27 protein-coding genes are annotated in these 26,236 nt (G+C 35.9%); 20 read left to right on the plus strand and 7 right to left on the minus strand.

From position 1 onward, the window contains the following. Window positions 1-9: 9 nt before the first annotated feature. Genes IC610_RS05420 through IC610_RS05430 form a run of 3 tightly spaced genes read left to right on the plus strand, consistent with a single transcriptional unit; the run spans window position 10 to window position 3,230 of the window. Window positions 10-1,128: a carboxylate-amine ligase gene (locus tag IC610_RS05420; RefSeq protein WP_191735564.1), complete on the plus strand. Its 1,119-nt coding sequence runs from the start codon at window positions 10-12 to the stop codon at window positions 1,126-1,128. A gap of 32 nt (window positions 1,129-1,160) precedes the next feature. Next, the gene (locus IC610_RS05425) at window positions 1,161-1,988 is read left to right on the plus strand and encodes a type 1 glutamine amidotransferase (protein WP_191735565.1); all 828 of its coding nucleotides are present in this window, start codon (window positions 1,161-1,163) and stop codon (window positions 1,986-1,988) included. A gap of 57 nt (window positions 1,989-2,045) precedes the next feature. Beyond that, complete coding sequence (locus IC610_RS05430; protein WP_191735566.1) at window positions 2,046-3,230, plus strand: ATP-grasp domain-containing protein; 1,185 nt, start codon at window positions 2,046-2,048, stop codon at window positions 3,228-3,230. A gap of 56 nt (window positions 3,231-3,286) precedes the next feature. Here the strand turns inward: IC610_RS05430 and cphA are convergent, their stop codons facing one another. Then, window positions 3,287-5,917, minus strand: a complete 2,631-nt coding sequence (cphA, locus tag IC610_RS05435; protein WP_191735567.1) for a cyanophycin synthetase — start codon at window positions 5,915-5,917, stop codon at window positions 3,287-3,289. A 195-nt stretch (window positions 5,918-6,112) separates the two neighbouring features. On the opposite strand from cphA, the gene IC610_RS05440 reads away from it, so the two are divergent. From IC610_RS05440 to IC610_RS05455, 4 genes are all read left to right on the plus strand, one after another. Further along, window positions 6,113-6,997, plus strand: coding sequence for a cyanophycinase (locus IC610_RS05440; RefSeq protein WP_056080671.1), 885 nt, complete (start codon window positions 6,113-6,115; stop codon window positions 6,995-6,997). A gap of 170 nt (window positions 6,998-7,167) precedes the next feature. Continuing rightward, window positions 7,168-7,572: a PDDEXK family nuclease gene (locus IC610_RS05445; RefSeq protein WP_194698885.1), complete on the plus strand. Its 405-nt coding sequence runs from the start codon at window positions 7,168-7,170 to the stop codon at window positions 7,570-7,572. Between the two features lie 32 nt (window positions 7,573-7,604). Then, window positions 7,605-8,447, plus strand: coding sequence for an isoaspartyl peptidase/L-asparaginase (locus tag IC610_RS05450; RefSeq protein WP_191735568.1), 843 nt, complete (start codon window positions 7,605-7,607; stop codon window positions 8,445-8,447). Between the two features lie 245 nt (window positions 8,448-8,692). Continuing rightward, window positions 8,693-8,956, plus strand: a complete 264-nt coding sequence (locus IC610_RS05455; RefSeq protein ID WP_056080674.1) for a YtxH domain-containing protein — start codon at window positions 8,693-8,695, stop codon at window positions 8,954-8,956. A gap of 50 nt (window positions 8,957-9,006) precedes the next feature. Here the strand turns inward: IC610_RS05455 and IC610_RS05460 are convergent, their stop codons facing one another. Beyond that, window positions 9,007-9,798 carry a class I SAM-dependent methyltransferase gene (locus IC610_RS05460; protein ID WP_191735569.1) on the minus strand — a complete coding sequence of 264 codons (792 nt, stop codon included), beginning with the start codon at window positions 9,796-9,798 and terminating at the stop codon, window positions 9,007-9,009. A 235-nt stretch (window positions 9,799-10,033) separates the two neighbouring features. On the opposite strand from IC610_RS05460, the gene IC610_RS05465 reads away from it, so the two are divergent. From IC610_RS05465 to IC610_RS05505, 9 genes are all read left to right on the plus strand, one after another. Next, a complete protein-coding gene (locus tag IC610_RS05465) occupies window positions 10,034-10,606 on the plus strand; it encodes a TerD family protein (RefSeq protein WP_056080682.1) in 573 nt (190 codons plus the stop codon). A 5-nt stretch (window positions 10,607-10,611) separates the two neighbouring features. Then, a complete protein-coding gene (locus IC610_RS05470; protein ID WP_056080685.1) occupies window positions 10,612-11,283 on the plus strand; it encodes a TerD family protein in 672 nt (223 codons plus the stop codon). Between the two features lie 6 nt (window positions 11,284-11,289). After that, window positions 11,290-11,928 carry a vWA domain-containing protein gene (locus IC610_RS05475; RefSeq protein WP_191735570.1) on the plus strand — a complete coding sequence of 213 codons (639 nt, stop codon included), beginning with the start codon at window positions 11,290-11,292 and terminating at the stop codon, window positions 11,926-11,928. A 2-nt stretch (window positions 11,929-11,930) separates the two neighbouring features. After that, window positions 11,931-12,569 (plus strand): vWA domain-containing protein, encoded by a 639-nt coding sequence (locus IC610_RS05480; protein WP_056080691.1) that lies wholly within the window; start codon window positions 11,931-11,933, stop codon window positions 12,567-12,569. Window positions 12,570-12,579: 10 nt separating this feature from the next. Next, window positions 12,580-13,623, plus strand: a complete 1,044-nt coding sequence (locus tag IC610_RS05485) for a TerY-C metal binding domain-containing protein (RefSeq protein WP_191735571.1) — start codon at window positions 12,580-12,582, stop codon at window positions 13,621-13,623. A gap of 1 nt (window position 13,624) precedes the next feature. After that, complete coding sequence (locus IC610_RS05490) at window positions 13,625-15,082, plus strand: PP2C family serine/threonine-protein phosphatase (protein ID WP_191735572.1); 1,458 nt, start codon at window positions 13,625-13,627, stop codon at window positions 15,080-15,082. A gap of 4 nt (window positions 15,083-15,086) precedes the next feature. Next, on the plus strand, window positions 15,087-16,598 hold the full coding sequence (locus IC610_RS05495; RefSeq protein ID WP_191735573.1) for a helix-hairpin-helix domain-containing protein: 1,512 nt from the start codon (window positions 15,087-15,089) through the stop codon (window positions 16,596-16,598). A gap of 411 nt (window positions 16,599-17,009) precedes the next feature. Continuing rightward, window positions 17,010-17,660: a TerD family protein gene (locus IC610_RS05500; RefSeq protein WP_191735574.1), complete on the plus strand. Its 651-nt coding sequence runs from the start codon at window positions 17,010-17,012 to the stop codon at window positions 17,658-17,660. Between the two features lie 265 nt (window positions 17,661-17,925). After that, on the plus strand, window positions 17,926-18,144 hold the full coding sequence (locus tag IC610_RS05505) for a hypothetical protein (protein WP_194698886.1): 219 nt from the start codon (window positions 17,926-17,928) through the stop codon (window positions 18,142-18,144). 1 nt (window position 18,145) lies between these two features. On the opposite strand, the gene hisS is transcribed toward IC610_RS05505, so the two are convergent. From hisS to IC610_RS05520, 3 genes are all read right to left on the minus strand, one after another. Further along, on the minus strand, window positions 18,146-19,513 hold the full coding sequence (gene hisS / locus IC610_RS05510) for a histidine--tRNA ligase (RefSeq protein ID WP_191735575.1): 1,368 nt from the start codon (window positions 19,511-19,513) through the stop codon (window positions 18,146-18,148). Between the two features lie 141 nt (window positions 19,514-19,654). Then, window positions 19,655-20,107 (minus strand): HRDC domain-containing protein, encoded by a 453-nt coding sequence (locus IC610_RS05515; RefSeq protein ID WP_056080709.1) that lies wholly within the window; start codon window positions 20,105-20,107, stop codon window positions 19,655-19,657. A gap of 18 nt (window positions 20,108-20,125) precedes the next feature. Then, window positions 20,126-20,461, minus strand: a complete 336-nt coding sequence (locus tag IC610_RS05520) for a single-stranded DNA-binding protein (RefSeq protein WP_191735576.1) — start codon at window positions 20,459-20,461, stop codon at window positions 20,126-20,128. 244 nt (window positions 20,462-20,705) lie between these two features. Here IC610_RS05520 and IC610_RS05525 point away from each other — a divergent pair, with 244 nt between their 5' ends. The 4 genes from IC610_RS05525 (at window position 20,706) to IC610_RS05540 (ending at window position 24,049) form a co-directional block, all read left to right on the plus strand. After that, window positions 20,706-21,404, plus strand: coding sequence for a hypothetical protein (locus IC610_RS05525; protein ID WP_191735577.1), 699 nt, complete (start codon window positions 20,706-20,708; stop codon window positions 21,402-21,404). A 221-nt stretch (window positions 21,405-21,625) separates the two neighbouring features. Further along, window positions 21,626-22,573 (plus strand): hypothetical protein, encoded by a 948-nt coding sequence (locus IC610_RS05530; protein ID WP_191735578.1) that lies wholly within the window; start codon window positions 21,626-21,628, stop codon window positions 22,571-22,573. A 159-nt stretch (window positions 22,574-22,732) separates the two neighbouring features. After that, entirely contained in the window at window positions 22,733-23,353 is a 621-nt protein-coding gene (locus tag IC610_RS05535; protein ID WP_191735579.1) for a hypothetical protein, read from the plus strand. Between the two features lie 138 nt (window positions 23,354-23,491). Further along, window positions 23,492-24,049: a hypothetical protein gene (locus IC610_RS05540; RefSeq protein WP_191735580.1), complete on the plus strand. Its 558-nt coding sequence runs from the start codon at window positions 23,492-23,494 to the stop codon at window positions 24,047-24,049. 112 nt (window positions 24,050-24,161) lie between these two features. Here IC610_RS05540 and IC610_RS05545 read toward each other — a convergent pair whose 3' ends face one another. Further along, on the minus strand, window positions 24,162-25,229 hold the full coding sequence (locus IC610_RS05545) for an acyl-CoA dehydrogenase family protein (RefSeq protein ID WP_228462853.1): 1,068 nt from the start codon (window positions 25,227-25,229) through the stop codon (window positions 24,162-24,164). Between the two features lie 101 nt (window positions 25,230-25,330). Further along, window positions 25,331-25,927, minus strand: a complete 597-nt coding sequence (gene pnuC / locus IC610_RS05550) for a nicotinamide riboside transporter PnuC (protein ID WP_191735581.1) — start codon at window positions 25,925-25,927, stop codon at window positions 25,331-25,333. Between the last annotated feature and the right edge of the window lie 309 nt (window positions 25,928-26,236).

Consider the following 26,236-nt stretch of genomic DNA (forward strand, 5'->3'; position numbering starts at 1 on the left):
ACACAAAGTATGCACACATTCACCATAGGAATTGAAGAGGAATATCAAATCATAGACGTAGAAAGCAGAGATCTTATTTCTCACGTTTCCAAAATTATTGAGGGCGGCAAGGCAGTTTTAAGTGAAAATTTAAAACATGAAATGCACGAATCCATGATTGAAATGGAGACGGGAATCTGCCAGAATATACAGCAGGCGAGAGAAGAGCTCACGAGCCTCCGTAAACACCTTATTGCAACAGCCCACGAGCAGGGACTCCGTGTCTCAGGAGGAGGAACACATCCTTTTTCAAACTGGGAGCACAACACCATCACCAATGGCGAGCGTTACAATAAGATCGTTGACGATATGGGCGACGTGGCAAGAGGAAACCTCATCTTTGGTCTGCACGTACACATCGGCATTCCCAACCGTGAGGAAGGCGTAAGAATACAGAATGTAATGCGTTATTTTCTGCCCCACGTTTATGCTTTATCCACCAATTCACCTTTCTGGATTGGGAGAAATACCGGATTTAAATCTTACAGACAGGAAATTTTCGTGAAGTTTCCGAGAACTGGAATTCCAAGTTATTTTAATTCACTTTCTGAATTTGACAGCTACGTTGATCTTCTGGTAAAAACCGGAACGATTGACAATGCCAAAAAAATATGGTGGGATCTCCGTGTGCATCCTTTTTATCCGACTATTGAGTTCAGAATCTGCGATATGCCGATGAGAATAGACGAAACAGTCTGTCTTGCTGCAATTATGCAGTGTCTGGTAGCAAAAATCTACAAACTTCATCAGCAGAATTTAAGTTTCAGAAGCTACAGAAGATTACTTTTAAATGAAAACAAATGGCGTGCTTCCAAAGACGGAATCGATGCCCATTTAATTGATTTTGGAAAAGAGGAATCTGTTCCTTACCGTGATCTTTTGAAAGAACTTCTGGAGTTTATCGACGATGTTGTGGATGAATTAGGCTGCAGAAAAGAAGTAGAATATGCATGGCAGATTATTGAAAACGGAACCGGTGCAGACCGCCAATTGAAAGTACTTCAGGAAACGGGAGATTTGAAGAAAGTAGTTGATTATATGATCTCTGAAACAGAATTTGGTATTACCCACAGCGAGGCTGCTTTATAAAAATTTTATAACTTTGTTCAAATTATGAAGTTATGAAAGAGATAAGAATTGCGCTGTTGGATATGAATAACAACAAGAAAAATCAGGGTTTTAAGAACATCCGTGAGATTTCTGAAAGTTTTAAAGCAAATTCTGAAGAACAAATAAGCATTACCACTTTTGATATAAGACATCTGAACGAGATGCCAAAACTGGAAGATTTCGATATTTTCATTTCTTCCGGAGGTCCCGGAAATCCGCACAGAGAAGGTCATGAATGGGAAGGAAAATTCGCTGATCTTTTAGATGGGGTTTTTAATCACAATCAAAATTCAGCAGATAAAAAGTATATGTTTTTAATCTGTCATTCGTTTCAGATTGCCAGCATTCATTGGGAACTCGGGAATATTTGTGAGAGAAAATCATATTCATTTGGTGTAATGCCAGTTCACAAATCTGAGGAAGGAGAGCATGATTTTTTACTTAAAAATCTACCGGATCCTTTCTATGCCGTGGACTCCAGAGCATATCAGTTTATTGAACCGAATCAACAGCGGTTTGATGAACTTGGAATGAAAATCATGGCACTGGAAAAGTTCCGTCCGCACATCAATCTGGAAAGAGCTGTAATGGCAATTCGTTTTTCAGAGGAGATTTTCGGGACGCAGTTTCATCCTGAAGCCAATCCTGAAGGAATGCTTGAAAATCTGAAAGATGAAGAGAACAAACTGGCGATGATTGAAAATTACGGCATCGAAAAGTATCTTGAAACGCTGGACAGAATGGACGATGAGGATAAAATAAAACTGACTCAGGCACAAATTCTACCAAGGTTTCTGGAAGATGCAAAACAAAAAATTCTACAGCCGGAAACTGTTTAGAAATACAGCATAAATCGGGCAAAACGCCCGATTTTTTAATTTAAAAAAACATCAGGGATGATTCCAAAATACAGACAAAAATTTAATTCAGAATTCTCTGAGGAGAAGTATTTAAAAATAAATTCCATCTTAGCAGAAAAAAGCGGAATTAAAACAGGATTTAAACTTTCTGAAAGTCCGATTTTTCTGACTGCAGACTTCAAAACAAAACTTACAGACGCCAGCGAAAGCATTTTAGACCAAATCATCGCCATGTCTCCGGAAGCTCTGCAAAAAGCTATTCCGGAAAACTGTAAAGTTCCGAACGATACTTTAAAACCTCATTTTTTCACCATCGATTTCGGAATCTGTAAAAATTCAGATGGTGAAGTTGAACCTCAGCTGATCGAGCTTCAGGCATTTCCCTCTTTGTATGCTTTTCAAAAGGTGTACGAGGAAGCATTCTGTGAAGTCTACCCTTTTCTCAATGATCTGAAAAGTAAGATGAGCGATGAAGAATTTTTGTCGCAGATGAAAAATCTGATTGTAGGAAACGAAAATCCTGAAAATGTAATTTTGCTCGAAATTTATCCCGAAAGACAGAAAACAGAAGTTGATTTTAGGCTGACAGAAAATTTTCTGGGAATAAAAACAGTTTGTCTGACCAAAATTAAAAAGGAAGGCAAAAAACTTTTTTATGATAACGACGGTCAGTTGACAGAAATCAAAAGAATTTACAACCGCGTCATTTTTGACGAACTCGACAGAATTCCGGATCTGAAAACTGAATTTGATTTCAGAGAAGAGGTTGATGTAACCTGGGTCACGCATCCCAACTGGTTTTTTAAGATTTCAAAATATCTTTTGCCTTTATTAAAACATGAATTTGTTCCTAAAAGTTATTTTTTAAATGATTTTCCTGAGGATGAAAATCTGAATGATTTTGTTTTGAAACCACTTTTCTCCTTTGCAGGAAGCGGTGTCAATCTTTATCCAACACCAGAAATTACAGATAAAATCGAAGATAAGGAAAATTATATTTTACAGAGAAAAGTAGAATATGCTCCGGTTTTTGAAGATATCAACGGAGATTTTTCACGTGCTGAAATACGGCTTTTGTACGTATGGCAGGAAGATGATGAGCGTCCGGTTTTGGTTCAGTATCTTGTAAGAATGACCAAAGCAGAAATGGTGAATGTAGATTTCAATAAAAAAGACGCCATCTGGATTGGCAGTTCACATGCCTTTTTTGGCGAGGAATAAATAAAAATCGGGTGAACCACTGGCTCACCCGATTTTTTTATAAACTTTAATCTAAATTAAAGTCCTTTATTTTCTTCAAGCAATTCTCTCGCCTGATATTCCTGTACAAGATCAATTGCATTAGAAATAACGTCGCTCAAAGCTGTGATGAATGTGCCGTCTTCAGCCATTCCCATCGCATGTTTCAACGCTTCAATCTCTTTCGGGATTGTTTCATAACTCACATCTCTGCCTGATTCCTGCATTCCTTCGATGATTAAATTGTTGATTTCCTCTTCAGTTCGGCCTCGCAGATGTTTTTCGTTGCGGATGATGATGTGGTCAAACATTCTGCCGGCAATTTTCCCGCAAAGCTTGATGTCTGCATCTCTCCTGTCGCCAACTCCCGAAATAATTCCTATTTTCTTGGTAGCTTCCACATTTTTAAGGTAATCTTCAATCGCTTCGTAACCCGCAGGATTGTGTGCAAAGTCGATTAAGACCTTAAAGTTTTTAAAATTAAATACATTCAGTCTTCCTGGCGTAAGCTGAGCACTTGGAATAAAAGTTCTGAGTGAATTGGAAATATCTTCGATCGCAAATCCGTAGAGATAGCACGCCAAACTCGCAGCCAAAACGTTTTCAATCATAAATTTAGCTTTACCTTCCATCGTAATCGGGAAATCTTTGGCTTTACCAATTCTGATTTTCCAGTCGCCTTTTTTGATGGTTACAAAACCTTCTTCATAGACACAGGTCGTTTTTCCTTCCTTCGCATATTTTTTAATGAACGGATTGTTTTCGTCCATACTGAAAAGCGCAATATTACTGTCAAGATCGTTGATGATTCTCATAGAATATTCGTCGTCGGCATTCATTACGCTCCAACCATTCTTCTTTACACTGTCGAGAATCACACGTTTTACTTTCGTAAGATCTTTAAGATTATGAATATCGTTGATGCCTAAATGATCTTCCTTAATGTTGGTTAAAACCCCGATATCACAGTTGGAGAAGCCTAAACCTGATCTTAAAATTCCTCCTCTGGCAGTTTCCAGAACGGCAAATTCTACCGTTGGATCTTTTAAGATAAATTCTGCGGAAATCGGACCCGTTGTATCGCCTTTCGTCAGCATCGTATTTTGAATATAAATACCGTCCGATGTGGTAAATCCTACTCTGTAACCGTTGTTTTTTACAATATGAGAAATTAATCTGGTAGTTGTAGTTTTCCCGTTGGTTCCTGTTACGGCAATAATTGGAATGGTAAATGGTTTTCCTGGAGGATAAAGCATATCAACCACTGGCGCAGCAACGTTTCTAGGCAATCCCTCGCTCGGTGCAAGGTGCATTCTGAAGCCCGGAGCAGCGTTTACTTCAATGATAGCAGCACCACTTTCCTTTAAAGGTTGGGTCAGGTTTTCAGCCATAATATCAATTCCGCAAACATCAAGACCTATGATTTTCGAAATTCTTTCAGCCATGGTAATATTTTCCGGATGCACCATATCGGTAACATCAATAGAGGTTCCGCCGGTTGAAAGATTGGCAGTTGATTTAAGGTAAACCACTTCACCTTTTTGAGGAACTGTATCTAAAGTATAATTGAGTTTATCTAAAAGCTCGGTCGTATCTTTGTCTATCGTAATTTCAGTCAGTACATTTTCGTGACCGTAGCCTCTTCTCGGATCCTCATTTTCCTTATCTATCAGTTGCTGAAGATTTAACTCTCCGTCACCAATCACGTGAGCGGGAACTCTTCTTGCCGCGGCAATCATTTTATTATTGATTACCAAAACTCTGAAATCATATCCGGTAATATATTTTTCAACAATTACTTTTTTTGAATAGGTCTGGGCGTGTTCCAAACCGATTTTGGCAGCTTCCCAATCATTGACATTGATTGAAGAGCCTTTACCGTGATTTCCGTCTAAAGGTTTGATTACGATAGGATAACCTATCTTTCTTACGACCTCATCCAATCCTTCTTCATCAACGATCAGTTCGCCGATCGGCACCGGAATTGCGGCGTCGTGAAGCATTCGCTTGGTTAGATCTTTATTACAGGCAATGTCTACACCAATACAGCTTGTATTTCCGGTAATCGTTGCCTGAAATCGCTGCTGATTAACACCATAACCCAACTGAACCAAAGAATTGGTACCAAGTCTGATCCATGGAATTTTTCTTGAAACAGCTTCTTCTACAATACTTCCTGTTGAAGGACCTAGACGCACCTTTTCACGGATTTCCTTCAGTTTCTGAATGCATCCGGCAATATCATACTCTCTTCCTTCAACGAGTGCTTCCACGATTTTTACAGACTCTTCTGCTGCAAAAATTCCTGCGTTCTCTTCGAGATAATTAAAAACTACATTGTAAACTCCGGGCGTTCTGGTTTCTCTGGTTCTTCCAAAGCCAACATCCATACCTGCTAAAGTTTGAATTTCGAGTGCGATATGTTCGATAACGTGGCCAAGCCAGGTTCCTTCCTGTACTCTGTGAAAAAAACCGCCTTCTACGCCTTCAGAACACCGGTGAGATAAAAGTGAAGGCAGCAATTTCTCAATACGCTCTCTGAATCCATCAATCTTGTTGGTAGGATAATTTTCCATTTCCTGAAGATCCAATCTCATCTGGATAAGCTTTTTTCTTCTTATGCTCCAAATGTTTGGACCTCTTAGCGCCTGTATTTTTTCAATGTTCATATAATGATGTAGAATTAATTGTCAATTTTTCGTTTTACACTCAAAGATAATGCAAAACATTAAAAGAATGCAAAATCAAATTAAATATTTCTTAATGTCTTTTTAAAATCGGTGAGCAATCTCCAATGGAAATCAATTCGTTAAATGTAGGTTTACATTTTATTAACCCACCAAATTTTTTTAATTTTGCAAACTATGAAACCTGTGGGAAAACTAATTATTATCGGAGGAGCTGTAAATAAAGGCAGTTTCGCAGAAACGGAGTACGACCAGAATGTTGAAAAAAACCTTAATTTTTTTGAAAGAGGAATTTTAAGAAAAATCATTACAGAATCCAAACACAAGGAAAACTCTGTGATCGAAGTCATTACGACCGCTTCACAGATTCCAAAAATCGTAGGTGCAGAATACAAAAAAGCCTTCGAATATCTTGGTGCAAAAAATGTAAATATTTTAGACATTCATAACCGTGAAGAAGCAAATTCGGATGCATTGGTAGCCAGAGCAAACGCCGCCGACGTGGTAATGTTTACAGGTGGAGATCAGCTGAGACTGACTTCTATTCTTGGCGGAACAAGATTTCATGATACTATTTTACTGAAATATCAGGAGCAGGATTTTATCTATTCCGGAACTTCAGCAGGTGCTGCGGCGGCTTCTGAAAACATGATTTATCAGGGAAGCAGTTCTGAAGCTTTGCTGAAAGGTGAAATTAAAACAACTCAAGGCTTAGGGTTAATCGACAACGTAATTGTTGACACTCATTTTGTTCAGAGAGGCAGGATCGGGCGGCTTTTTCAGGCCGTAGTGAACAATCCGAGAACTTTGGGGATCGGTTTGGGTGAAGATACTGGACTTTTTATTCACAACGACGTGATGACAGCTGTGGGATCCGGACTTGTTATTTTGGTAGACGGAAGATTTATAAAAGACACCAATCTAACCAACATCAACCTTGGCGAACCTATTTCAATCGAAAATCTGACGGTTCACGTAATGTCGATGAATGATCATTATAATCTTACCACAAAGGAAATGACGATTGAGAATTCTCAGTTTAATCCTATTCCGCAAACGTAAGTTATAATTGATAATTGATCATAGACGAATGATTTTTACTTTAGTAATTTTCACAGACAATTTTATCAATGAAATTTTCAGATTATAACCGTACAAAAGCTTAATTAAGTTTAAGCCAAATTATTACTATTTAATAAATATCTTTTGCAAAACTTCTAATAATATCTTTAATGAAACTTACAGAAGACGAAACAATAATTTTGTTAATGAATTTCTTAATAGAAAATAATTGGGAAATAGAAAGTCATTGTTTAGGTCAAAATAGAGGCTGTGATATCATTGCTTGTAAAGAAAATGAAAAACTATTTATTGAGGTAAAAGGTGCGCGCGCAGGAGAAAATTCACCAACAAAAAGGAGAGACTTTTTTGACAGTGGACAAATCAAAACTCATTTTGGAAAAGCTATTGTTAAAATTTTAGATGACAAATTTAAAAATCCCACTTCTACTTTTGCAATAGCACATCCTAATGATATTGGAATTAAAAAAGCAATTGGAAATTTAACGCCTTACTTAAAAAGTTTAGAAATAAGACACTTTTGGGTTTCAGAGAATGGAAATGTTGAAGAAGATTAAAATAAAAACATCACGAATACAAATAAAAAATTATGAAAATCATCATTCACGGAGGTTTTTTCTCTGAAAGCGACCAAAGTAACGAAGTAAAAGCTGCAAAACAGAATTCCTTAAAAAGCATTGCTGAAAAGGCTTATCAATATTTACTTACAAATTCGGCGGTGGACACTGTGGCTTACGCAGTTTCTCTTCTCGAAGATGACGAACTTTTTAACGCCGGAATTGGCTCTCAAATTCAGAGTGACGGAATCATCAGAATGAGTGCTGCCCTGATGGATGGCGAAACTCAGAAAATGAGCGGTGTCATCAATATTCAGGATGTGAAAAACCCGATTTTCGTTGCGAAAGAACTGATGAAAGAAGACGACAGAGTTTTAGGCGGAAGTGGTGCGAAAAACTATGCCAATGAACATGGATTTGAAGATTTTTCGACTGAAATTCCACAAAGAATAAGGGAATACGAGGCTAAACTTGCAAACGGAGGAAAAGGAACTGTAGGCTGCGTTGCCATAGACAAAAATGGAAAACTCGCTGTGGCCACTTCAACCGGAGGAAAAGGCTTTGAAATCCCGGGAAGAATTTCAGATTCTGCCACTGTTGCCGGAAATTATGCCAATGAATTTTGCGCTGTCAGCTGTACCGGAGTGGGCGAGGATATTGTAAGCAATGCCACATCCGCGAAGATTGTGACTAGAGTTACAGACGGGATGACATTGCAGGAAGCTTTCAACAAAACCTTTACTGAACTGAAAACAATTGACGGTTTTGCCGGAGCCATTGCAATTGATAGAGACGGAAATATTTTTCATCAGGATTCTTATCCTAAAATGGTTTTTGCGAGTTTTGACGGAGAAAGTTTTGAGGTTTTTGAATAGTATGTACCATAACTTTTTTTTGATTGTCTGCAATTTTTAATAATTTAAGACAAAGAGTATAAAAGATCTGCGTTTTAAAATCTGTGCAAATCTGCGGGAAATACAGCTGCCGGCAATCCGATGCGCTTCAACATAATAAAATCATAGAAAAATTTTAACAAAACTTTAATTGTCTTAAAAATTCTTTGGCATAGATTTTACATATTTCATCATATCAATTAATTACAAATTAAAAAATAGAAATTATGGGAAATAAGACAAAAGGATTATTGGCATTGGTAGGTTTAGGTGCATTGGCATATTGGAGATACAATAAAGCAACACCTGAAGAAAAACAGGCAGTAAAAGATAAGATCAACAACGCCAAAGATAATATCAACAAATGGGGAAATGATCTGAAGGATAAAGCAAATGATCTTAAAGAAAAAGCAAACGATGTTGCATCGCAGGCTCAGGGTAAATTTGACGAAGCAAAGTCAACAGTTGAGCAGAAAGTAACTCAAAACTAGTAATTAGTTAACATTCATATATACGGGAGAAAAGGTAAGTTTTTAACAGCTTACCTTTTCTTTGCTTTTATGGCATAGACTAACGGAATTTTATTCCCAAACTTTGTGATCCGCCACTTCCCTTTTTCAAATTCTTCCACGTGTCTGAAACACGCGTACGGCGACCAGTCAAATTCCCTGAAATTTTCCAGGATTAAATCTTTATCCATCAAATCTTGTAGCACATCAGACAAAGGATGATTCCATGAAACATAATCCTGAACGATGTTGGCGGACTGATCGGCGTATGTTCCCTCCGAAGTTTCAACAATCGGTTTTTCATTAAAATAATTGTAGGCTACACCTTCAAAATCATCATCGTACATCCAGACTATAGGATGAAATTCTGCCATAACAAAATCTCCGTCCGGTTTCAAAAAATGACTGACTACATTTGCCCATTTATTTAAATCCGGCAGCCAGCCAATGGTTCCGTAACTAGTAAAAACGATGTCGAATTTTTCATTTAAAACATTGGGTAAATTGTAAACGTCGGTACAGATAAACTTTGTATCAGTTCCGCATTTTCCAGCTAATTCTCTCGCGGCATCAATGGCTTTATCCGATAAATCAATTCCGGTAACTTGTGCACCCATTCTGGATAGCGAAATAGAATCCTGCCCAAAATGACACTGCAAATGCAGAATACTTTTCCCTATTACATCTCCCAGCAAATCCAATTCAATTGAATTAAGAGAATTTCTTCCTTTTAAAAACTCATCTACGAAATAAAAATCTGATTCTAAGTGTGGCTCTACCCTTGCGTTCCACGAGTTTTTGTTGATGTCTAAATAATTTTCCATCGTTTATATTTTCTGTAAATATAATTTTTTTGAGGAATTTGTGTGATTTGCTGAACGAAAAATTTCGACTTTATTAAAGTAAGTTTATCGAAATATTAATTTCAGGAATAATTAAATAATTCTTTCGCATTTTTCCCTCTCATTTGATAAAAAAAATTATATTTATAAATATTTAATTCTCAAAAATATCTGATGAAATTAAATTTAAAATGATACTTAATACTTACAGATAAATATGATTAATTTACAGAAAGGTCAGAAAATTGACATTGGACTCAGCAAAATGACAATCGGTTTAGGATGGGATCCGAGTGAAGGAACAGCTCATGATTTCGATCTGGATGCTTCAGCTTTTATGATTGATGAGAGAAGACAGATCCCGAGCGAACCGTTTTTTATTTTTTATGGAAATACAGATTCTCCAGACGGTGCTCTGAGACATACAGGCGACGACCCAACCGGTGGAAACAGTGCCGATGGAGACGATGAAAGCATCGAAGTTGATTTATCTAAAGTAGACCCCAGAATCAATGAAATTCTGATCGTTGTAACCATTCATGATGCCATCGACCGCAAACAGAATTACGGACAGGTAAGAAATTCATACATCAGAATCGTAGATGACAGCAACGGTCAGGAAGTGGCAAAATATGAGTTGGGAGAAGATTTCTCTATTGAAACTGCGGTAGAATTCGGAAGACTTTACAAAAGAAACGATCAGTGGAAATTTGAGGCATCTGGAATCGGTTATCGTGAAGATTTAGCGTTTTTCCTTTCAAAATATTACAGCGGACAAATTATCAAATAATAAATATGGCAATCAATTTACAAAAAGGTCAAACCATCGATTTAAGAAAAAATGACCGTGGAGAAAGTGTTTACGATTTATCACAGGTTACCATTGGTTTGGGATGGGACGTCCGTCAGAAACAAAGTGGCTTTTTCGGAAAAATATTTGGCGGAAAAGAAGAAGAATATGATCTGGATGCTGTAGCTTTTCTTCTCGACAGTAACGGAAAAGTGGCTGACCTCGGGAGAACAGCAGCTGTTGGCGGCAGAAATGTAGCTTTGTATGGAGGCGACGTTATTTATTTCAACTCCATGAGACATCCAAGCGGAAACATTTGGTTGACAGGTGATAACAGAACCGGTGCAGGAGACGGAGATGACGAACAGATCATTGTACAGCTGGATAAACTGGATCAGAAATATCAGAAAATATTATTTGTAGTCACCATTTATCAGGGAAGACAGAACAACCAGCACTTTGGAATGGTAGATAATGCCTTCATCAGAGCTGTTGATGCCCGTGGAAAGGAAATTACAAAATACAGTCTTTCTGGTGATGCCTCAATGAACGGAATGTGTTCCATGGTTTTCGCTGAAGCGTACAGACATAACGGCGACTGGAAATTCCGAGCTCTTGGTGAGCCTGGACAAACCGATAATTTCGTAGATATATTAGCAAAATACGCCTACAAATAATTTATAATGAGAAGATTACCCGTTTATTTATTATTAGACACTTCAGGTTCAATGACCGGGGAACCGATTGAAGCTGTAAAAAATGGAGTTCAGATGATGCTGCATTCACTTCGTCAGAACCCTCAGGCTATTGAAACTGCCTATGTCAGCATCATTACATTTGACAGCGAGGCCAAGCAAATTGTACCTCTTACCGATTTGGCTTCATTCCAAATGGTGGACATCAAAGCTTCCGGTACCACTTCACTGGGTGCAGCTTTAGGACTTTTAGCCGATAAATTAAGCACTGAAATTACCAAAACCACCCTCGAACAAAAAGGTGACTGGAAACCGATGACTTTCATCATGACCGACGGCATCCCAACAGATGATTGGCAGAGTGGATTTTCTAAATTAAAAGCTGTAAACAAAGGTTTAATCGTAGGTTGCGCAGTAGGAAGCGGTGCGGATGATAAAATTGTGAAACAAATTACCGAGTCTGTCATCAGACTGGACAATGCGGATTCTGCAAGTATCAGCAAATTTTTCCAGTGGGTGACAGATTCTATTTCTACAACTTCTACCAAAGTGGAAGAATCCGGAAAAGAAGTTACAGGATTAGATCAGCTTCCTCCTCCACCGTCTGAGTTGGTAATTGTTGCATAATTATGAACAGACGATTATTAGCCTATTTTTTATTAGACACTTCCGGATCGATGCGGGGTGAGCCCATCGCTGCTTTAAACAACGGTTTCAATGGTTTGGTGAGCATGCTCAGGTCAGATCCGCAGGCTATGGATTCTTTGCACATCAGCGTGATTACGTATGATCGCGAGGTAACCAATCTGATTCCGCTTGTTGATCTGGCAAGTTTTCATCCTGTAGAAATTACCTGTCCGGAAAGCGGGCCTACCCACACTGGACAGGCTTTGGAAATGGTATATCACCTGGTGAAAAAAGAAGTTATAAAAGGATCAGCTGACCGAAAGGGCGACTGGAAACCTCTGCTTTTTATTTTTACAGATGGTAAACCTTCAGATTTGCAGAAATATAAAGAGATGACGCCGTTGATCAAAAGTCTTGATTTTGGAGTCATTGTAGGCTGTGCAGCAGGCCCAAAAGCAGAAGTTAGCTTTCTTCAGGAACTTACAGATAACGTTGTGAAGCTGGATACCACAGATTCCAGCACGCTAACCAACTTTTTCCAATGGGTAAGTTCATCGATTGAAATGGGAAGCAAAACGCAGGGAACCGGAGAAAGCATGACTTTGCCACCACCACCAAGTGAATTGAATATTATAGTTTAAAGACCAAATTATGAGAAGATTACCAATTTATTTCCTGATCGATGTATCAGAATCGATGGTGGGAGAACCTATTGAGCAAGTTCAGGAAGGAATTGCATCCATCATCAAAGAATTAAAAACAGATCCTTACGCACTGGAAACCGTTTGGGTTTCGATTATTGGTTTTGCAGGGAAAAGCAAGGTCATCACACCTTTGCAGGACGTCATCACATTTTATCCTCCGAAAATACCTATCGGAAGCGGAACTTCTCTTTCAAAAGGGCTGGAAGAACTGATGAATTCCATCGACAGAGACGTTGTAAAAACCACTTACGAACGAAAAGGAGACTGGAAACCTGTCATATTCTTATTCACCGACGGAATTCCAACTGATGATACTTCAAGAGCGATTGAAAAATGGAATACCGATTACCGCACGAAATCAAATTTAATTATCGTTTCGATTGGCGATAATACGAATGTAAATCTGTTAGGAAAATTATCTGAACAGGTTTTGATGTTTAACAATACAGACAGCAATTCCTATAAAGAATTTTTCAAATGGGTGACTGCGTCAATCAGAGCAACGAGTGAAAATATCAACAACAATAATTCGGATGGAATTAATTTAAGCAAATCCAATCCTGAGATTATTGAGAAGATAGATTTAAGTAAAAACTATTCTGTACCCGACAATAATTTTGTTGTTTTGAATGGAAAATGTTCCACAAATGACAGAATTTATTTATTAAAATTTAAAAAATCACTTCAGGAATCACGCGTTCCAGGCTTTGATACTCGTTTTTATAAAATTGAAGGTGCTTACAAAATTGATGAAAATTCTTACAGAGAATACTCGGAAGGAGGTTCCAACACCAACAAAATTTCAAGTGAGGAAATCTATGGAAATCCGAGTTGCCCGTCTTGTGGAAACAGTTTTGCACTGGCAACCTGTGTTTGTGGAGGTATTCACTGCATCGAAGGTGACGGTGTTGCAAAATGCCCATGGTGCGGAAACGCCGGTCAGTACGGTGCTGCAGAAGGAGGATTTGATATCAACAGAACTTTAGGTTAAAATGAAGAGTTTACTGCAGGAAGTCCTAAAGGAGAATCAGATTGAAAGCAATAAAATAGTGAACAGCACTGTTGAAAAGCTTACCGATAACGCAAAAATTTATGAATTATCAAAATCAATCAAAAACCTGAAGTCACAAATATTACAAATTTTCACGATGCACAGAGACAGAGAAGAATTTAGGGAAAGCTATATTACAATTCCGAATGCAAATGTAAAAAAGGAATACAATTTCACATTTGACCTTTCAAAATATCCTTCTATTTTTATTAAAGAAATTAAAAATATTGAAACTGTAGGTTTGCAGTTTGATACAGAAAAAAGCTGTATTCACGGTATTCCGACACAGGCAAATACAATTCAAATTGAAATTGTTTTCTTTAATAAAAATGATGAAAATTTACAGGAAGATATTAAAATAATTCCCTTTATTGTAAACGCCGATCCAAAGGATTTATGGCTTAACAAGCCCAGCCCTAAAGACAGCAGATTTGCGAAAGAAGATCAAGCGACTTTCAAATCTACATTTTTAGACAAAAAAATTGTGGTGGCTTCTAAAAGAGGAAGATCACATGCACACGAGGGGACTTTCAGAGATGATGATTTTTTGGTTAAAAATTTACCCGGTGATTGGGCGGTTGTTGCTGTGGCAGACGGCGCAGGCTCGGCAAGATTTGCGCGTGCAGGATCTCAGTTTGCAACAGAATTTATTGTTAAAAGTTTTGACGATGAATCTCTTTTAAATAAATTATCAGATGCTGTTGCTGTTTATTTTTCTAAAGAAAAAGAAAAAAATCTGGTTCAGGAATCTGACATAATTATCGAAGATCCAAATGATTCTGAGAATTCATCAACTTCAAATTCGTCAAGCGATGAGAAAATAAAAAGCAAAAGTCTTATCATCAATTCTCTTTATCACAATGTAAAAAACCTTCACAGTGGGCTTTCCCAACTGGCAACTGAAGAGGGTGCATTGATAAAAGATTTTCATACCACTTTGATTTTCACTTTGGTGAAAAAGTTCAATTTTGGATATGTTATTTTAAGTTTTGGAGTTGGTGACTGCCCTATCAATGTTTTGGACAAGGAAAATTCCAGTGTAAAACTTCTGAATTTTCTGGATGTCGGAGAAAGCAGCGGTGCAACGCGATTTATTACAATGCCCGATATTTTCAGCAAACCTGATATGGTTGAACGATTTAAAATCAACTGTTTTAATGATTTTTCTAAATTATTTCTGATGACAGACGGTATTTACGATCCAAAATTTGTAGTTGAAAGTAAACTGGAAAATCTGGAGACGTGGAAGAACTTTTTAAGAGATTTAAATGGCGAAAATGAAGACCAGACACAAGTTGATTTCGTGGATGATTCGGATATTGAAAACCAGCTGTCAGCCTGGATGGATTTTTGGAGTAAAGGCAATCACGACGACAGGACTTTAGCCGTAATTTATTAAGAATATGAGTGTAGTAAAGGTAAAATCAATTATAGATTCCTCAAAAACATATGAATATGTTGACGATGGAAATCCGAAAAAAGGCGGCGTAAAAGATGTTTATTTTTCACCAGACAGAAAGTATGTGGTGGCATTTTTCAGAGATCCTCTGGACTTTAATCAGAAAGACAGAATCAAAAGAATCGTTTCTCTTTACCTCGAAAATATAAAGAAAGGCAACAGTGCAGAGTATTTTTTAGATGAAATTTTCAGGTGGCCTTACGATGCGGTAGAGCTCAACGGCAAAACCGGCGTGATTGTCCCCATTTACAATGCTAAGTTTTTCTTTAAAAAAGGATATAAATCTAACGAACTGATAAAAGGTGGCGAAAAAGTTGGGAAATGGTTTACCACACCATCTTTCCGAGACAGTCAATATCCTTTATCCTTAGACAAAACCGAACTTGGGGATTGGCTCAGTTATTTTCAGATTGCCATTAATATTTCCAGGGGTGTGAAAAAAATGCATCAGATGGGTTTGGCTCATTCTGATTTATCCTACAACAATGTTCTGGTAGATCCGGTGACAAAATCTGCTGCAATTATAGACATCGACGGCTTGGTTGTGCCAGGTTTATTTCCTCCTGAAGTGATTGGTACTGCCGATTTTATCGCTCCTGAAGTTTTAAAAACAAAACATCTAAAATTACAGGATCCCGGCAGAATTCTGCCTAACCAAAAAACAGATTTACATGCTTTAGCCATTCTTATTTACATGTATTTGCTGAGAAGACATCCCCTTCGTGGCGGAAAAATCTGGGATTTGGAATCTGAAAAAGACGAAGTTTTGTCAATGGGTGAAAAAGCCTTGTTTGTGGAACATCCCACAGATCCTACCAACCGGGTGAAAGCAGATCATCTGAAAGTCTGGAATAAGTTTTGGGGTGATCCATCCAAAATTCCCTACACTGTAACCGGTCCGTACCTGAGTGAATTGTTTAAAAAAGCCTTTATTGACGGTCTGCACAATCCTATACTCCGACCGATTGCCAATGAGTGGGAAACGGCTCTGCTGAAAACAGTTGATTTAATTCAGCCGTGCAGCAACCCGAACTGTGATGAAAAATGGTACGTTTTCGACAATACTTCCAAACCAAAATGCCCTTTCTGCGGAACACCTCACAAAGGAACTTTGCCCGTCGTTGATCTGTACTATAAATTTAAAGATAATGTCTGGAAACCTGAAAATCACAGATTAATGGTGTATCATAACCAATATCTATTCAAATGGCATGTGTCGAAAAAAGTGATGAGAAACGAAAGTCTGACTGCAATTGATAAAAAACCGGTTGGATATTTTACTTTTTACCAAAATAAATGGGTGCTTGTAAACCAAAGTCTTCAGGCAATGAAGGATATCACTGAAGATAAAATAATTCCCGTGAACACAATGGTAGAGCTTACTGACGGTAAGAAAATCATGCTTTCTGATGAGGAAGGTGGGAGGTTGATGTACGTCACTTTGACTAACAAATAAATTTAAAGCACGCTTCAATGTTTTATAATAATGTTTATCTTAAATGGTAAGCATTTTTTGTCCTAAACCATAAATGATATCAACTAAAACATCAATTATTTTCTAAAACTTCCCACTTGATTCTATATTTTATAAAGAAATTTCAAAAAAAACTCAAAATATGGTATCACGTAAAAATCTTTCACTTAATTTAATTAATTTGCAGCACGAACATAATTCAATTATCAAATGATTATAAACAGTAATAATGTAAATATTTAACTTACAATTAAGATTTATAGATTTATTTTTACTTATTTTTGAAAAACCAAAATTACTTAGTATTAATATAAATATTTAAAAAAAACAAACACCATTATCAGATTGAAAGAGTGTATAAATTGATTTGATAACCCTGATAACCACAACTCTATGACTCCACTTTTACTTAAAAATGAGACCGTTGATCTGTCTCAGCATTTTGAAACTCCGTTGAAACAATTTTCAATCGCAGTAGACTGGGCATCTATTAGTATGTTTGGACGGAATTTTTTAGGCTTTAAAACAAAGAGAGAAACGGATCAAATTGATCTAGGCCTTACCTGTGTAATGTTTGACAAACAAAATCAAATGATAGATTTGGTCTGTTCATCAAAGTTTAACAGCTGGCTTATCAAAAACAGTTTTCCTTTGGGAAAAAGCATCTCCAAGGATAAGGCATTTCGCCACTTTGACCACGGGTCTATTGTAGACAGTCTTTACAAACAAATGACGACAGTAGATCTGCAAAAAGTCGACAGTGAAATTGATCACGTATTTTTTTATCTGTGTTTTGATCACAGGAAAATAAAATCTCCTGATTTTTCATCTGTAGAATTATTAAAAATGATGTCATTCGGTTCCACTTCTCCCGACCAGCTGATCTCCGAATATACCATACCCACACAAAACTGCTGTAAAAAAAACGAAGGCATTCTGATTCTTGCCAAGCTTTACCGCGAAGATGAAAAATGGAAATTTACATCCCTGGGAAAAGCCATTACAGAAAGTACTTTCATCGGATTTACCAAAGGAATTCAGTAAAAAGGTTACCAAAATTTGTACAAATCTTAAAGTCTTCAATATGGAATGATTATATTTTCCTAAAGAAAACTACAATAACTTTAAGAAAAATATCCAAACTACGTCATCACGTAAAATATTTTCAAAAAGCCTTCATACCTTTGCAAGCGACGATTACCATGGGAATCTGAAAACACAATAACACATATATCTTTTAGGTGTAAAAACACAGATGATGAAAAAAAAATTCCGACTCACCTAGTCGGAATTTTTATGTTTTAATGATATGAAAAATATACTTTTAGTATCCTTTGCAGTAATCTTAAATCTTACTGGTTCAACAATTAAAAAATCTGATGTTTACCTTTGCGACAGTCCTGGCGGAAAGAAATACCATTATGACAAGAGCTGCCGTGGATTATCCAACTGCAAACATGAGATTATTAAGGTGAGTCTCAAAAAAGCGCAGACTTTAGGGAAAACGCTTTGTGGATTTGAAGATTAATTTATCCTAAAAACTCCTCCATAGAAACTGTTTTCTGTTCACCAGCTTCCAGATTTTTAAAGGTCACCGTTCCATTCTTAATTTCTTCTTCGCCCAAAAAGACAAGATTCCTGATTCCTTTCTTTTCCGCGTAAGTAAACTGTTTGTTGATTTTTGCACTTTCAGGATACAGTTCGGCAGAAATTCCCTTTTCTGTTAACTGAATAATTAATTTTAAAGCTTCGATGGTTTCTTCACCTCCAAAATTAGCGAAGAGATATTCTACGTTGGACGTAGCATCTTCAGGGAAAATATTCAACTCTTCCATCACTAAATATATTCTGTCCAGACCAAAAGAAATTCCGATTCCTGGGATATTTTTCACGCCAAAAACTTCGGTTAGGTTATCATAGCGACCGCCTCCGCCGATAGAACCCATTTGTGCTTCATCAGCTTTCACTTCGAAAATTGCTCCGGTATAATAATCTAGACCACGGGCTAAGGTAATATCAAAAACCAAATTCTGAATGTCAACTCCTAAATTTAAGGATTGAGTAATGACAAATTCCAGTTCTTCAACACCTTTTAAACCGATTTCGTTTCCTGCAAATTTTTCTTTTAACTGACGTAGATTTTCCAAGGGATCATTCGATTGTGTGAAAAGAAAATCCAGTTTATCAATCGATTCCTGAGCGATATTTCTTTCTAAAAGTTCCTTCACTACTCCATCCTTCCCGATTTTATCCAACTTGTCTAAAGCAACGGTAAAATCAATTAACTTGTCTGTAATTCCGGCATATTCTGCCAAACCAGAAAGAATTTTGCGGTTGTTGATATGAATGGTAACTGAAACTTTTAATTCAGCAAAAGATTTTAAATACAGCTGCACCAATTCAACTTCCTGCCAAAGACTTTCGCTACCAACAACATCGGCATCACACTGATAAAACTCTCTGAATCTCCCTTTCTGTGGACGGTCAGCCCTCCAAACCGGTTGAATCTGATAACGTTTGTATGGAAAAGTCAGCTTTCCGTGGTTCATGGCAACAAATCTTGCGAAAGGAACTGTTAAGTCATAACGAAGAGCTTTGTCTGTAAGACTTTCGGCACTGAATGGTTTGTCTAAAGCTTTCTGAAAATCAGTCATCATCTGAGTTTTTTTCTCGTCTTTCGCTTCGTTGATGCTTGAATTTAAGATCTTAAAAATCAAACGGTCACCTTCTTCCCCATATTTCCCTGTCAGGGTTGAAAGATTCTCAAAACTTGGCGTTTCCAAAGGCTGAAAACCAAAAAGTTCGAAATTTTTCTGTAATATATTGATGATGTATTTTCTTCTTGAAACTTCCAGTGAGGTAAAATCTCTCGTTCCTTTTGCTAAGCTTGGCTTCATTATGATGAATGATAATTGATGGTTGATTAATGATATTCTCTGCAAAAATAAGGAATTGAAAGGACTTTTAAATCAATAAAAAAGCCACAGAACATTTCCGTGGCTTCCTAACAATTTATTTTCATCATTTAATTTTCAGAATCACACACTTTCCAGAATTTCTATGATTTCTTCACCATAGTTTTCTATTTTATGCTTTCCGAAGCCTTTGATATCAAGGAGTTCCTGCTTTTTTGAAGGCTTATATTTGGCTACAGAAGTCAGTTCTTTATTGGTTGCAATAAAGTAAGTGGGCAGATTCTGCTCTCTGGCTTTTTCTGACCTCCACATTTTCAGAGCCTCAAAAATTTTGATTTCACTGTCTGTTAAGACATCATCTTCAGCAGAATATTTCTGGGATTTTGTTTCTTTCACAAAATTTGCGGTTTCCGGAAACCTTCTGTAGTACAAAATTACTGACCAGGACTGATCTTCCGTTACGAAAGCCGTTTCAAATTTCACTACTTCATTTTCGACAAGAAAATGATCTACTTTTTGCTGATCGCCCATGAGAAATTCTTCTGCAATTCTCACTTTAAAAACTTTAATATGCATGGCTGAAATATTTTAAGTTTAACCCTGTCTGTTGCCTAAAAGTACCAGCTCATCAATACGTATTTCTGTGATGAATCTTTTGTTTCCGTCTTTATCGTCATACGATTTGTACACAATTTTCCCTTCCACCGAAATCTCTTTTCCTTTCTGTACATATTTTTCCATAATATCAGCCAGCTTACCGTTGGCAACGAGATTGTGCCATTGTGTTTCTTCTACTTTCTCACCTTTTGCGTTGGTGTAGTAATCATTAGTTGCTAAAGATACCTTTGCGATTTTTCCTTTTTCGAAGTTTACGATTTCAACTTCTTTACCTGTGTAACCGATCAATGTTACTCGATTTCTTAGTGACATAATTTTGTATTTTATTTGGTTAAATTATTCAGATAAGAGAGCTTCACTTTGTTTCTCAAATCTCTGTTGCAAAGATTCATCAGGTTTGGAAATTTATTCGGTATAAAACTGTTTAAATTCGTTTGTAGTCGTTTGAAAACGGGTATGCAGTATTTATTAAACTCAATTTTAGACCTATTTTTTTTTGAATGAAATAGATAATTTTGTAGATTTAAGGGTTAAGTAACATTATATCAAAATGACTGTGAAATTCAAAATTTTTGTATTATTTCAAATAATCACGCTAAATCTTTATGGTCAATTCAATAACTCTTTTGACTTAACAAAGGATAGTGATACTTTACATTATTTCAAATACGAGAAACCAATAAGGGAAAAACTAAATCTTATTAAACCAGAAGAAAGCAAAAATTTCTTCCGATTTAGTTCTAGCAAATATTATTTAGAATTATCCGAAGATTCAAATAGATATATTTTTTATGCTGATGAAATTTGGGAAGGAAAAAAAACCGGAGAAGTTTTTATCAGTGAAAAAATTTTAGTTGAGAGTCAAGTTAAGGAGATATTGCAATTAGCTGATTCATTAAAGATAAATAACATTCCAAGCGATAATCAAATTGAAAAATGGCGTTCAGGCTTTGATGGTATTACTTACAAATTTGAAATTAAAAATAAAAACTCATATTCATTTAAATATTATTGGACGCCTACATCACAGGAGAAATTTGAAGAATCTGATAAAATCAATTTCTTCATAACGAAAATAGATAAAATTATTAAGTATCGGGAAAACAGCGAAAAATTCAGAAAAGAAATACCATACTTCAGCTGGACAAAAGATGGTGTTGGCTGGACTGCAGTGACTGTTTTGAACAAAGAAAATTATTCTGAATACAAAAAATATAAAAAACTAAAAAAGAAACAATCGAAACGAAAATTATGACGTCGCCTAAAAACAGTTCGGCAACAGCGAACGGAAAGTGGTCAACTTCCGTTCTTCGCTTTAATAGAATTTTGTATTTCAGTTGATAGTTTCAGCCTTGATTTACCTACCATCACAAACTCCAAAACTTTATCCACAATAAAATGAAAACCCTTTTAACACCAATGCTTTGTCTTTTTTTATTGACTTCCTGTAAGTATAATACGGAACAAAAAGCTCTGTTGAGTAAAATAGAGGACTCAAAAAGTGAAATATTTGAAAAAAAATTTAAAAATGTTATTACTGAGAATTTTGCTAAAGATGATTTAGCAGAATTGTCATCAAATCAAAATGCCAAAATTGCTATATATTTTTTTGAAATTTTGGTTAAAAAATATCCAACAGAAGCCTTTCCTATTTTTCTTAAAAACATCAACAATACTGAAAAGATTGTAATATCAACAAGCTACGATACCCTTCAAGAAATGACTGTTTCAGAGGCAATGCTCTATTATGCCACATTAAAGAACAATGTTTTCTCACAGAAGCAGCTGGATGTCATTTCAGATAAAATCATTTTAGACTTAGACAGCAAGAAACATTTAAGCGGATACTTAACTTTGTACCTTGATAAAAACAAGGATAATCCAAAACCAAAATATTATTCGATTCTCAAAGCTGAAATTCAAAAAAAAATACCAGGCAATTATTACAATAATATTACTCTTTTAACCTATCTTTCAAATTACAATAAGCCAGAAGATGTAAAATTAATTACTGAATGCTTAGAGAATTCAATTAATAGGGAACCAACTTATTTTAATTCCGCAATTGAATTTATTAATTATTCACCGAAACCCGAATATTTTAAAGTTCTGGAAAACTATTTTAATAGAAAGATTGATGGTAAAAAATTCAGAGCCGACGATATTTTTTTTGAATTGGAATTGTTTACAAAAGCAGTAAGTAAATATAAAAATACAGAAGGAAAAAAATTATTAGATAAATTGATTAAAAAAACTTCTTATTTTTCGGAAGGCAGCTTTCTTGCACCAAACGAACAGATTTTTTTGATTTTGGAAAATGAAGATAAAACAAATTTCTTTTCTGATGAAAAAATAGCTTTATCAAAACAAATCAACAAAGCAGTGATGGACACGATTAAAAATTACAGTAAAAGATGGAACTGAAATACTGCAGATAATTTGGCAATAGTGAGCGGAAAATGATCATATCACGTTTTGAGATTGTGTGGCAATTTGTTTTTTAGTCAAAAGTTCGTCTTCAATCGATCCACCTATTCCAAGCCCCAAAATATTGTATACAATAAATCCACAAAACTTAAACCTATGAAATCAATCTTTACATTTCTTCTATTATTGGTTTTAACTCTAAATTTCGGATGTAAAGAAACAGATACTAATCCAATAAAGGTCAAACTTAATCTTAAAAAGGAGTATACTAAAACCTTGAGCACAAATGATCCTTGGGTAAGAGATCAAATAGAACAACAAAGTCTAAATGTTTCTACAGATTCTGTTGTTGTACATTATTATGACATAAAAATCGAAATTGAAAATACAGGACAAAGTGATATATATGTATGGTTGATGACTTGCTCATGGCATGACAACTTTCGGATCAACAATAACTATATTTATTTTTATCATTGGGGATGTGACAGCAATTTTCCTGGACGTAAAAAAATTGCTCCAAAATCAAAAATAACTTTGAATGGAACAGTTCGAAAAAATTTAAAATTTGATTATCCGGACGAAAACAGCATATATGGTGAACAGGTAGAGCTTACTAAGGTAGGTTTAATAACTATAGATGATATTAACAAACCTAACAATGTAACACTAGACTATATACCCAACATTGAAGATAAAAGTAAGTATAAACTAATTTGGAGTAATGGAATAAAACTTTTAAGTGAAAACGAACAGAATCAGGAAGATTTTAATTAAATTAATTTCGGCATATAAGCTCTTGATAAAAGCGAGGCAAAAGTCTTGAATTGATATTTCAGCAAATTAAAAATTTGTGTTTGAATCCCGTTAAATTGCGATACTTAAAATGCTGCTTAAATATCGAAAAAACCTGTAATGAAGAAATTTTTTAAATATCTGCTTTTAGTATTTACCATCCTGTTTATACTTTCCTGTATTTTTTGGATTACAAAATTCAATTCAATAACAGTTGATTCTAAGATATCGAATTCCCAACAAATAAAAAGTCTTGATAGAAAAATATTTTGGAATTTTGGATTCAATAAACCTGAAAAAAACTCCACTGACTTCGCAATTGGTCAAAAATATGGAGATACAATACTGTTTAACTGTTACGCATTAAAAAGTCCGAAAATAAAAAATCTGGATATAATCACATTTGGTTTTTCAACAGGATACAATGGTACAAACGTAGTAATTTTTAAATATGGCAACGCTTTTACCGTTGATGTAGATGATTTTAGTGACGTTGAAAGAACTGATGATTTTTTTAAGCAAAATCAATACAAAATAATAAAACAGAAATTAACTTTGAATAAAGAAAATTACAAAACTGGTGACAGTATTTACGGAAAACTCGAACTGAAAATAAAAAACAAGGAAACAGAGCAAATAGAAATGGCAAGCGGTTATTTTAGAACAGAAATGAAATAAATCAAAACTAAAGTTGAAATTGAGTGAGTAAAATTTTGGACCCATTATTAAAGAAATACAAGAATATCAGAATGTGATGTTTGTGAAAGAGTAAATGATAAAATCTCTTAAACTACTCGTTAAAACATTCTTCCCCAAACTCCCTCCTAAAATTAGAATGTTGCGTTGCCGTAAAATAATCACAGAAAATCTGATACATTGCAGAATCTGTATGCGTTGCCCGAAGTCCCAGCTGAAAATAATTTTCTAAAATCTGATGCGACAGTTTCTCAACTAAATCGGTTCCGAAACTGTGAATTTCTGCTTGTTTTTCAGAACTTATTAACTCAAAATTATTCAATAAAACTTCAATCTCATCGGCGAACTGAAATAATTTTTCCAGATGCTCACTGATCATTTTATTAAACAGTTTCAAATCGAGATTAGGCCGTATTTTAACCGCTTCCTCAGAAAAATGTGTCGCCATCCCAAGATAATTGACCAATAAAGTTAAATCCGCAAAAATTCTGAACGGAATTTTATCTAAAACATCATCAGTAAAAAATTCGTCGTACACAAAACTGTATTCTTCCGAAACTTCAACATCTTCTACTTTAAATGAAAACGTTCCGGTAGCCTTCATCCCCATCGATTTCCAGTTCGGAATGATTTCAACTTCATTTTTAGAAATAACAAATGACCGGATGATCTCAGAACCCAATTTATCCAGCAGAGGAATTCCTTTTTCAGTCAGTTTTGCATTCAAGGTAAAATGACTTAAATGTGGCGTTCCCGTTGCAAAATGCCAAAGTCCGTTGATGATGAAGGTTCCGTCATTCTGTTTTTCTGCAGTCCCGCCAATCATACCACTTCCTCCGAAACAGGTTTTTGAGTTTGAAAAAAGTGCTGTTGCAATTTCTGGTTTTAAATTTCTTGAGAAAAAATTAGCTCCCGAACATAATGTGAGCATCCAGCCCAGACTTCCATCTATTTTAGACCAATCGAAAAGAATTTGTAAACCCTGATTTAAACGAAAACCCAATCCGCCGTATTTCTTGGGAACCCAAATCTGAAGCAACCGTTGATCATGAATGAGATTCATAATTTTTGACGAAACTTCAGATGCTCCCAACATTTCATTTTTAATTTCTTCAGGCGTAATCATGACTCTGTTTTCGTTTTGAATTGATGTCTTTGTCATTTGGATTTATGGCTTTTTATTTTTTTAATCTCCCGCTGATTAAGCAGATTCTGCAAATAATAAATCTGCGACATCTTTTAAAACTTCGTGAAGATTTAAAATTAAGCGACTTTTAAAGATTTTGATTTAATAATTTTTCTCCATTCTATATAACCTGAAATCGCTACGATGAACAGGAAAGCTGTCAAACCCGCATACAGATACAATTCTTTATGAATCAACAAAGGAATTGCGATGATGTTGCTCACATTCAGTAAAATCCAGTTTTCAATTTTCCGACGGGCCATCAGCCACATTCCTGCCCATGCAAAAGCACTGACCAGTGAATCTAACACCGGAACGTCGGAATCGGTAAAATGTGTAAGAAAAATGTAAAAAAGACTGAATGTTCCGACCACAATTCCTGCGGTGATCAGTTTTTCCTGATTAGTTGTTTCAGAAATCTTTGTTTCAGACTGCTGCTTTCCGAATTTCCAGTAAAGCCAACCGTAAATGCTCATCACCAGATAGTAAAGATTGAGCGTAAACTCCGCATAAAGTTTAGACTGCATCATTACATACAGCGTGAGTGAAATTCCGGCAATACCGAAAAGATAATTGTTTGAATTGTTTTTTCGGGCCAGTAAAACCTGAAAAATTGAAAAGAAGACCCCGAACCATTCCGGCCAGGTTGTCTTAAGTAAAATTTCCTGCATCAAATTAACTTGTATAAATTAAATGATGAGATGATAAATCAAAAAAGTCCCTACGTCGGCATTATCCGAATCAGGTGTGGAAAAATTTCCCGGGTATCATCTCAGCCGCAATCGTGCAGCACCCCATTGATGGCGCAAATGTGAGGATTTTTTTTGAAAAATGAAAGGTTTCTATGAGCGATATTTGCATTTCACGCAAATCTTAACAGTCCGTTTGTAATTCTGAAAGAATCTAAGTAACGATGTCGGGATGCTTTCAGCATGACAAAAAGCTGTGTTTACATTCCTCTACTTTCTGAAAGAATTTCCTGT

The sequence above is a fragment of the Chryseobacterium caseinilyticum genome, from assembly GCF_014837145.1.
GTDB classification, from domain to species: domain Bacteria; phylum Bacteroidota; class Bacteroidia; order Flavobacteriales; family Weeksellaceae; genus Chryseobacterium; species Chryseobacterium caseinilyticum.

What these genes read in the sequence shown, in the direction of transcription:
- IC610_RS05420 (WP_191735564.1), top strand. Translation starts at nt 10, where the DNA reads ATGCACACATTCACCATAGGAATTGAAGAGGAATATCAAATCATAGAC.
- IC610_RS05425 (WP_191735565.1), top strand. Translation starts at nt 1,161, where the DNA reads ATGAAAGAGATAAGAATTGCGCTGTTGGATATGAATAACAACAAGAAA.
- IC610_RS05430 (WP_191735566.1), top strand. Translation starts at nt 2,046, where the DNA reads ATGATTCCAAAATACAGACAAAAATTTAATTCAGAATTCTCTGAGGAG.
- cphA (WP_191735567.1), bottom strand. Translation starts at nt 5,917, where the DNA reads ATGAACATTGAAAAAATACAGGCGCTAAGAGGTCCAAACATTTGGAGC.
- IC610_RS05440 (WP_056080671.1), top strand. Translation starts at nt 6,113, where the DNA reads ATGAAACCTGTGGGAAAACTAATTATTATCGGAGGAGCTGTAAATAAA.
- IC610_RS05445 (WP_194698885.1), top strand. Translation starts at nt 7,168, where the DNA reads ATGAAACTTACAGAAGACGAAACAATAATTTTGTTAATGAATTTCTTA.
- IC610_RS05450 (WP_191735568.1), top strand. Translation starts at nt 7,605, where the DNA reads ATGAAAATCATCATTCACGGAGGTTTTTTCTCTGAAAGCGACCAAAGT.
- IC610_RS05455 (WP_056080674.1), top strand. Translation starts at nt 8,693, where the DNA reads ATGGGAAATAAGACAAAAGGATTATTGGCATTGGTAGGTTTAGGTGCA.
- IC610_RS05460 (WP_191735569.1), bottom strand. Translation starts at nt 9,798, where the DNA reads ATGGAAAATTATTTAGACATCAACAAAAACTCGTGGAACGCAAGGGTA.
- IC610_RS05465 (WP_056080682.1), top strand. Translation starts at nt 10,034, where the DNA reads ATGATTAATTTACAGAAAGGTCAGAAAATTGACATTGGACTCAGCAAA.
- IC610_RS05470 (WP_056080685.1), top strand. Translation starts at nt 10,612, where the DNA reads ATGGCAATCAATTTACAAAAAGGTCAAACCATCGATTTAAGAAAAAAT.
- IC610_RS05475 (WP_191735570.1), top strand. Translation starts at nt 11,290, where the DNA reads ATGAGAAGATTACCCGTTTATTTATTATTAGACACTTCAGGTTCAATG.
- IC610_RS05480 (WP_056080691.1), top strand. Translation starts at nt 11,931, where the DNA reads ATGAACAGACGATTATTAGCCTATTTTTTATTAGACACTTCCGGATCG.
- IC610_RS05485 (WP_191735571.1), top strand. Translation starts at nt 12,580, where the DNA reads ATGAGAAGATTACCAATTTATTTCCTGATCGATGTATCAGAATCGATG.
- IC610_RS05490 (WP_191735572.1), top strand. Translation starts at nt 13,625, where the DNA reads ATGAAGAGTTTACTGCAGGAAGTCCTAAAGGAGAATCAGATTGAAAGC.
- IC610_RS05495 (WP_191735573.1), top strand. Translation starts at nt 15,087, where the DNA reads ATGAGTGTAGTAAAGGTAAAATCAATTATAGATTCCTCAAAAACATAT.
- IC610_RS05500 (WP_191735574.1), top strand. Translation starts at nt 17,010, where the DNA reads ATGACTCCACTTTTACTTAAAAATGAGACCGTTGATCTGTCTCAGCAT.
- IC610_RS05505 (WP_194698886.1), top strand. Translation starts at nt 17,926, where the DNA reads ATGAAAAATATACTTTTAGTATCCTTTGCAGTAATCTTAAATCTTACT.
- hisS (WP_191735575.1), bottom strand. Translation starts at nt 19,513, where the DNA reads ATGAAGCCAAGCTTAGCAAAAGGAACGAGAGATTTTACCTCACTGGAA.
- IC610_RS05515 (WP_056080709.1), bottom strand. Translation starts at nt 20,107, where the DNA reads ATGCATATTAAAGTTTTTAAAGTGAGAATTGCAGAAGAATTTCTCATG.
- IC610_RS05520 (WP_191735576.1), bottom strand. Translation starts at nt 20,461, where the DNA reads ATGTCACTAAGAAATCGAGTAACATTGATCGGTTACACAGGTAAAGAA.
- IC610_RS05535 (WP_191735579.1), top strand. Translation starts at nt 22,733, where the DNA reads ATGAAATCAATCTTTACATTTCTTCTATTATTGGTTTTAACTCTAAAT.
- IC610_RS05540 (WP_191735580.1), top strand. Translation starts at nt 23,492, where the DNA reads ATGAAGAAATTTTTTAAATATCTGCTTTTAGTATTTACCATCCTGTTT.
- IC610_RS05545 (WP_228462853.1), bottom strand. Translation starts at nt 25,229, where the DNA reads ATGACAAAGACATCAATTCAAAACGAAAACAGAGTCATGATTACGCCT.